The organism is Aminiphilus sp., assembly GCF_029975095.1.
Lineage (GTDB): Bacteria > Synergistota > Synergistia > Synergistales > Aminiphilaceae > Aminiphilus.
Genome location: NZ_JARKPW010000163.1, coordinates 1 through 5,840 on the forward strand (window position 1 = coordinate 1; position 5,840 = coordinate 5,840).

The following is a 5,840-nucleotide window of genomic DNA, read 5'->3' on the forward strand; positions in this document are numbered from 1 at the left end:
GGCGACGTGACCATCTTCTCCATCGTCTTCGACGGCGTGGATCCGCACCTCGCCAGGGCACTCACCGCGGCACTCCAGGAGGATTCCTACGCGGCTTACTACGACATGCTCGGCCATCACCCTCTGACGCCGGGGAAAAAACTCCTTCTCGAAGAATTTCCGCGCCTGAAGGGAAAACCCGACCAGGTCTTCCCCAAAGCCGCGGAGCTGCTCGGATCGGACAGACCGACGGAAGCGCTCCGAAGCATCGTCCGCTCTCTCGGGCGTCTCGGTTTCGGGGATCTCCTTCAGGTGGATCTCGCTCTCTTTCGTGAACTGGGCTATTACAGCGGCCCCGTCTTCGAGGTCTACCTCTCGAACAGGGGACGGGCACTCGGAGGCGGCGGGCGTTACGACGGCCTTCTTTCCCGCTACGGGTTGGTCGGGCAGGCCCTGGGCTTTGCGCTGGATCTGGAGGCCCTCGCGAAAGCGTCGGGAATCCGCCGGAGCACTCCCGTTCCGATCATGCTCTGGGGACGGGAATGCGAACCCGAGGAAGCGCTGCGCCTCGGAGAGGAACTGCTCTCCCGGGGAGCACGAGTGGAAATGAGCTGGCACGATGTGCAGGCATCTTCACGGGAACTTGCACGACTCCGGGGCTACACCTGGTGGATCGACGCCTCGCGGCGCACCGTCTCCCAAGTGGGCGCCGTGGGAGATCTCCCTCTCGACCTGTGGATGGAGGAGACGTTCCCATGCTGACCATCGCCCTGCCCACGGGACGGGTCCAGGAGGACGCCATCGTTCTGCTGCAGGAACTCGGCCTTCCCACGGAAAAACTGCGTTCTCCCGGACGATCACTCGTCATCTCCGAGGAATCCGTGCGCTACATTCTCGCCAAACCCATGGATGTCCCGCTCTACGCCCATCACGGCGTGGCAGATCTGGCCTTCGCCGGAAGCGACGTGCTCTGGGAAACCAGCGCGTCTCTTGTTCTTCTCGCCGACACGGGCATGGGGCGCTGTCGTCTCGTCGTGGCGGGTCCTCCGGAAATGGCGGACCGCTTTCTCGCCCACGAGAGCAACATCATGGACATCCGGGTGGCCACCAAGTATCCGCGCATCGCGGACGCACACTTTTCCTCCCGGGGCGTCCAGGTGAACATCCTGCATCTGAACGGCTCCATCGAACTGGCACCGCGCCTCGGACTCGCGGACTGCATTCTGGACATCGTGCAGTCGGGAAATACACTCAAGGCAAACCATCTCACTGTCCTGGAGGACGTGGCACCGGTCTCTCTGCATCTCGTCGCCAGCCGCAAGAGTGCCCATCTCCAGTGGGATCTCATCGGCGACCTGGTGAAACGATTCCAGGAGAGAAAGGCGGGAAGAAGTCATGACTCGGCGTGAACGACGCTCCCGGGAGACGGAAATCGATCTTTCCCTCTCTCTTGAACCCGGAACCGGCTCCATCGACGTGCCCTGCGGTTTCCTCGGCCACATGCTGGAACTCCTCGCCCATCATGGAGGGTGGACACTCACCGTGACCGCCCGTGGAGATCTGCAGGTGGACGCTCATCACCTCACGGAGGATCTCGGCATCACTCTGGGGCAGGCGCTCCTCGAGGAACTCCGGAACGGAACCGGGCGGGCCCGATACGGCTGGTGCGCCCTCCCCATGGACGGAACCCTGGTTCTCGTCGCGGCGGACCTGAGCGGCAGGCCCCACCTTGGTTGGGATGCGCCCTTCCCCTCTCCCCGGTGCGGGGACTTCGACACGGAACTCGTGGAGGAATTCTGGCGAGGTTTCTGTCGCGAAGCGCGTATAACGCTCCACGTGCGGACCCTCGCGGTCGACAATGCCCACCACCTGGCGGAAGCAGTGTTCAAGGGTGTCGGCAGAGCACTCCGGCAGGCTCTCGTTCCAACGGAGGAGCCGGGAAGCACGAAAGGGATCTGGCTATGACGAAAGAAACCGCGCCGCTCCGTTGCGGCGTCATCAATTACGGTGCGGGAAACCTTGGCAATCTCCACCGGGCTCTCGTCCGCCTGCGTCTCCCGTCCCGGATCCTTTCCTCCCCGGACGAGGTGTGCCAGGATGACACGGATGTTCTGATCCTTCCGGGTGTCGGGGCGTTTCCTCCCGCCATGGAGCTACTCCGAAGAAAGGGATGGGAAAAGGCACTGCGCCGATGGGTCGATGATGCGGAACGACCCCTTCTGGGGATCTGTCTCGGCATGCAGCTTCTCTGCGAGGCGAGCATGGAGGACGGAAACACTTCCGGACTCGGTTTCCTTTCGGGTGTCGTCCATCCCCTCGAAGGTGTCTCCAAGGTGCCTCACATGGGATGGAACAGCATCACCTGGCTTCCCCGTAAAGAGAACATGCACTCTCTTGTGCCGTCGGGCAGTTTCTTCTACTTCGTTCACGGTTTCGCCCTACGGGAAAGTGACCATGCGGCGGCAACGACCCGGCTGGACGACCTTCAGTTTCCTTCGGTCGTTCTCGGCGGGCGCGTCGCAGGATGCCAGTTTCATCCCGAGCGAAGCGGTCTCGGGGGCGTGGCGTTCCTCGGGCGTCTGCTTGCGTTTCTCCACGACGGGGGCTCCGCTTCCCTGCAAACGAGTCTTCCCGTGGAAACCGCGCTTCGGAACAGCGCAACCGGACAAGGAGGCCCGACATGATCGTCTATCCGGCCATCGATCTTTACGGACACAAGGTGGTGCGTCTCACCAAGGGGGATTTCAGCCGCCGGAGCGAGTACGGCGACGACCCGCTGGGTACGGCGGCATCCTTCGCCGAGGCGGGAGCGACGTGGCTTCACGTGGTGGATCTCGAGGGCGCTCGGGGAGGTGCACCTGTTCATCTGGACTTGCTTCCGAACCTGGCGGCACTCGGACTCTCCGTGCAGTACGGAGGCGGACTTCGGCGCTCCGAGGATATCGCCGCCACGCTTGAAGCCGGTGCCTCCCGGGCTATGGTAGGGAGTCTTCTCGCGAAGGATGAGGAAACGGCCCGCCATTGCCGGGAGGCATTCGGCAGCCGTGTCCTTCCTACGGTAGACGTGAAAGGCGGGCGAGTGGCCGTATCCGGCTGGACCCGGGCGAGCGCTCTCACGCCGGAGGCCCTCCTGCGGCGCCTCCTCGACCTGGGATACGAGGAATTTCTCGTCACCGCCGTGGACAGAGACGGCACCGGCGAAGGCCCGGACCTCCCGCTCTACCAGCGGCTGCTGCGTCTCTGTCCCGACGCTCGTCTCATTGCCGCGGGTGGCATTTGGTCGGAACGGCACGTCCATCTTCTGGACGAGGCAGGATTAACGGGAGCCGTGGTGGGAAAGGCACTCTACGAAGGAGAGTTCGATCTCGCCGCGGCGCTGAGACGGTGGCGTCTATGCTGACCTCCCGGGTGATTCCCTGCCTGGACGTGAAGAACGGCAGGGTGGTGAAGGGCGTCAATTTCGTCGATCTCCGCGATGCGGGAGACCCTGCGACGCTCGCGGCCCTGTATATGGAAGAGGGAGCGGACGAACTCGTCTTCCTCGACATCTCCGCTTCGACGGAACGACGCAAGACCATGCGCGACTGGGTCACCGCCGTTGCAGACCGTCTCTCCATCCCCTTCACCGTGGGGGGAGGCATTTCCACGCCGGAGGATGCGGTGGAGATCGTCAGCCTCGGTGCGGACAAGATCTCCGTCAACACCGCTGCGGTACGCACCCCGGATCTCCTCACCGCCTGCGCACGTGTCCTCGGAAGACAGGCAGTGGTTCTCGCCGTGGATGTCCGAAAAAAGGGCGACTCCTGGGAAGTGTACGTGGAGGGCGGTCGAACCGCCACCGGAATGGACTGCCTCGAATGGATCCGGGAAGGCGCACGGCTCGGCGCAGGCGAGATTCTCCTCACGTCCATGGACCGTGACGGCACCACTGCAGGATACGACACGGAACTGCTCGCCGCCGTGACCCGAGCCGTGCGGGTTCCCGTCATCGCCTCGGGAGGCGCCGGCTCGACGGAACATCTGGCCGACGCTCTCGCGGCGGGAGCCGATGCGGTGCTCGCCGCGTCGATCTTTCACTACGGACACCTCCGCATCTCCCAAGTGAAGGAGACGCTCCGGCGGAAGGGATTTGCCGTGAGACTGGAAAACGGCGAGGCAAACACATGAACGGGAACACTGACGGGGCGGGAAGCTTCTGAAGTTCCTCCCGAAGGGAAAGGACGTTCGGCTTCTGCCCGGGAAGAGCGGGAGAGAACGTAGCGCTTCGCGGCAAGAAGACTGTGAAAACGCCTCGGTTGGAGCACGCCAGCGGAGGTCTCCCGCGAGAGAACGCCACGCGGTTGCGCTTGACGTACTCAACCAAGACCGACACCCCTCTCGATCCGGGTATCCTGGATAGAAAACATGCCACGGGGAAGCAGGTTATTCAGAGTTTCCGTGGAGAATCCGCGATGAAAGGAAATGAACGAAACTTATGACGACCTTGCATTGGGACACGTTGCGTTTTGACGAGAAGGGGCTCATCCCGGTCATTGTCCAGGACGCCCTTTCCGGAAAAGTGCTCATGATGGCCTGGACGAATCGGGCGGCGCTCGAAGAGACCGTCGCGACGGGCGAAATGGTCTTTTTCAGCCGATCCCGCGGAGAGAGATGGCACAAGGGAGAGACCAGCGGAAACACGCAGCGGCTTCGGGAGCTTCGGGCGGACTGCGACGGAGACACGCTCCTGGCACTTGTGGAACCGGCGGGACCGGCGTGCCACACGGGAAAGGAAAGCTGCTTTCACAACCCTCTCTGGGGAACGCCCCCGGGAGATCCCGCCTTTCTCGGAACCCTCTGGCGCTATCTGCAGAAGCGAAAGAACGATTCACCCGAGGAAAGTTACACCGCCCGCCTTCTTGGTAAAGGCATCACCCGGGTGGCACAGAAAATCGGCGAGGAAGGCCTGGAAACCTCTCTCGCCGTGGCGCTCCAGGACCGCGAAGGTGCGGTGTACGAGGCGTCGGATCTTCTGTATCACCTTCTGGTGGGACTCCTCGCCCTGGACATCTCCCTCGAAGAACTGTGGCGGGAACTCGCCTCCCGTCATGCGCCGAAGTAAGAACCCCTTATCGAACCACTGATCAGGGCGGCGCTTCCTCCCAGGGCCAGAGGACGCGCCGTCCTGCTTCGTTTCGCAGGGCAAGGGCAACTTCATCGAAGGTCGGCTCCGCGAGAAGAAGCTCCATGCAGTGCTCCCGCCGGAGATCCTCAAGACGGTGCGCGTCGGAAGAGCGGAGGATCGTTCTGGCTCCCAACCGGTTTCTCCAGGCGAGCGCCTCTTCGGCGGAAAGACGCCGGGACAGTTCCACCGCATCCACAGCAAGGTCTTCCGGGACGGGACCGAGCACCTCCACGTAGGAAAAGCCGGGACGATCCACATGTGCGAGGAAGGAAAGCCCTCCTCTCCGGCGGATTTCTGCGATCACCTCCTCCACGGAGCGGGAAACCCCCTGGACGAGGAGCGTTGCCACTTGGTCGAGCACCGCGTTTTTTCCGTCGATGATCAACTGATACCCGAAAATATCAGGATCGTTGGCACGGGAGGGAAGAGCTTCCCAAAGCCATTCCTGAAAGGAAAAGCCATCCTCCACGCTCCGGAAGAGGGCCACCAGATGGATATCCTCCTCGGTCTGCACTTCTACACCGCAGAGAATCCTGGGAATACCCCCGTCATCCGTACCGGAGGCGCGCAGGCTCTCCCTTTGGGCCTCCGCCGCCTCCGTCAGGGCCGGAACATTGGCCACCGCGTTGTGGTCCGTAAGGGCCAGAAGGGCGATCTTCTCCCCGATGGCCCGGTGCACGATCTCCGGCGCACCCAT

At 62.9% G+C, this 5,840-nt stretch carries 8 protein-coding genes; 7 read left to right on the forward strand and 1 reads right to left on the reverse strand.

Translation table 11 applies throughout. From position 1 onward, the window contains the following. The 7 genes from Q1K49_RS10005 to hisIE form a co-directional block, all read left to right on the forward strand. Nucleotides 1–741, forward strand: a 741-nt coding sequence (locus Q1K49_RS10005; protein WP_300525664.1) for an ATP phosphoribosyltransferase regulatory subunit, incomplete at its 5' end; no start/stop codon positions are given. Then, the gene (gene hisG, locus Q1K49_RS10010) at nt 735–1,388 is read left to right on the forward strand and encodes an ATP phosphoribosyltransferase (RefSeq protein WP_029166118.1); all 654 of its coding nucleotides are present in this window, start codon (nt 735–737) and stop codon (nt 1,386–1,388) included. The genes Q1K49_RS10005 and hisG, both read left to right, overlap by 7 nt. Further along, nucleotides 1,375–1,944 carry an imidazoleglycerol-phosphate dehydratase gene (locus Q1K49_RS10015; RefSeq protein ID WP_300525665.1) on the forward strand — a complete coding sequence of 190 codons (570 nt, stop codon included), beginning with the start codon at nt 1,375–1,377 and terminating at the stop codon, nt 1,942–1,944. The genes hisG and Q1K49_RS10015 overlap by 14 nt, the downstream gene beginning before the upstream one ends. Next, nucleotides 1,941–2,663, forward strand: a complete 723-nt coding sequence (gene hisH, locus Q1K49_RS10020; RefSeq protein ID WP_300525666.1) for an imidazole glycerol phosphate synthase subunit HisH — start codon at nt 1,941–1,943, stop codon at nt 2,661–2,663. Before Q1K49_RS10015 ends, hisH begins: the two co-directional genes overlap by 4 nt. Beyond that, a complete protein-coding gene (locus tag Q1K49_RS10025) occupies nt 2,660–3,379 on the forward strand; it encodes a 1-(5-phosphoribosyl)-5-[(5-phosphoribosylamino)methylideneamino] imidazole-4-carboxamide isomerase (protein ID WP_300525667.1) in 720 nt (239 codons plus the stop codon). The genes hisH and Q1K49_RS10025 overlap by 4 nt, the downstream gene beginning before the upstream one ends. After that, entirely contained in the window at nt 3,373–4,146 is a 774-nt protein-coding gene (gene hisF, locus Q1K49_RS10030) for an imidazole glycerol phosphate synthase subunit HisF (protein WP_300525671.1), read from the forward strand. The genes Q1K49_RS10025 and hisF overlap by 7 nt, the downstream gene beginning before the upstream one ends. Before the next feature lie 307 nt (nt 4,147–4,453). Continuing rightward, nucleotides 4,454–5,080, forward strand: a complete 627-nt coding sequence (gene hisIE / locus Q1K49_RS10035) for a bifunctional phosphoribosyl-AMP cyclohydrolase/phosphoribosyl-ATP diphosphatase HisIE (protein ID WP_300525668.1) — start codon at nt 4,454–4,456, stop codon at nt 5,078–5,080. A 22-nt stretch (nt 5,081–5,102) separates the two neighbouring features. Here the strand turns inward: hisIE and Q1K49_RS10040 are convergent. Further along, nucleotides 5,103–5,840 (reverse strand): histidinol-phosphatase (locus tag Q1K49_RS10040; RefSeq protein ID WP_300525670.1); only part of this gene is annotated, 738 nt, incomplete at its 5' end.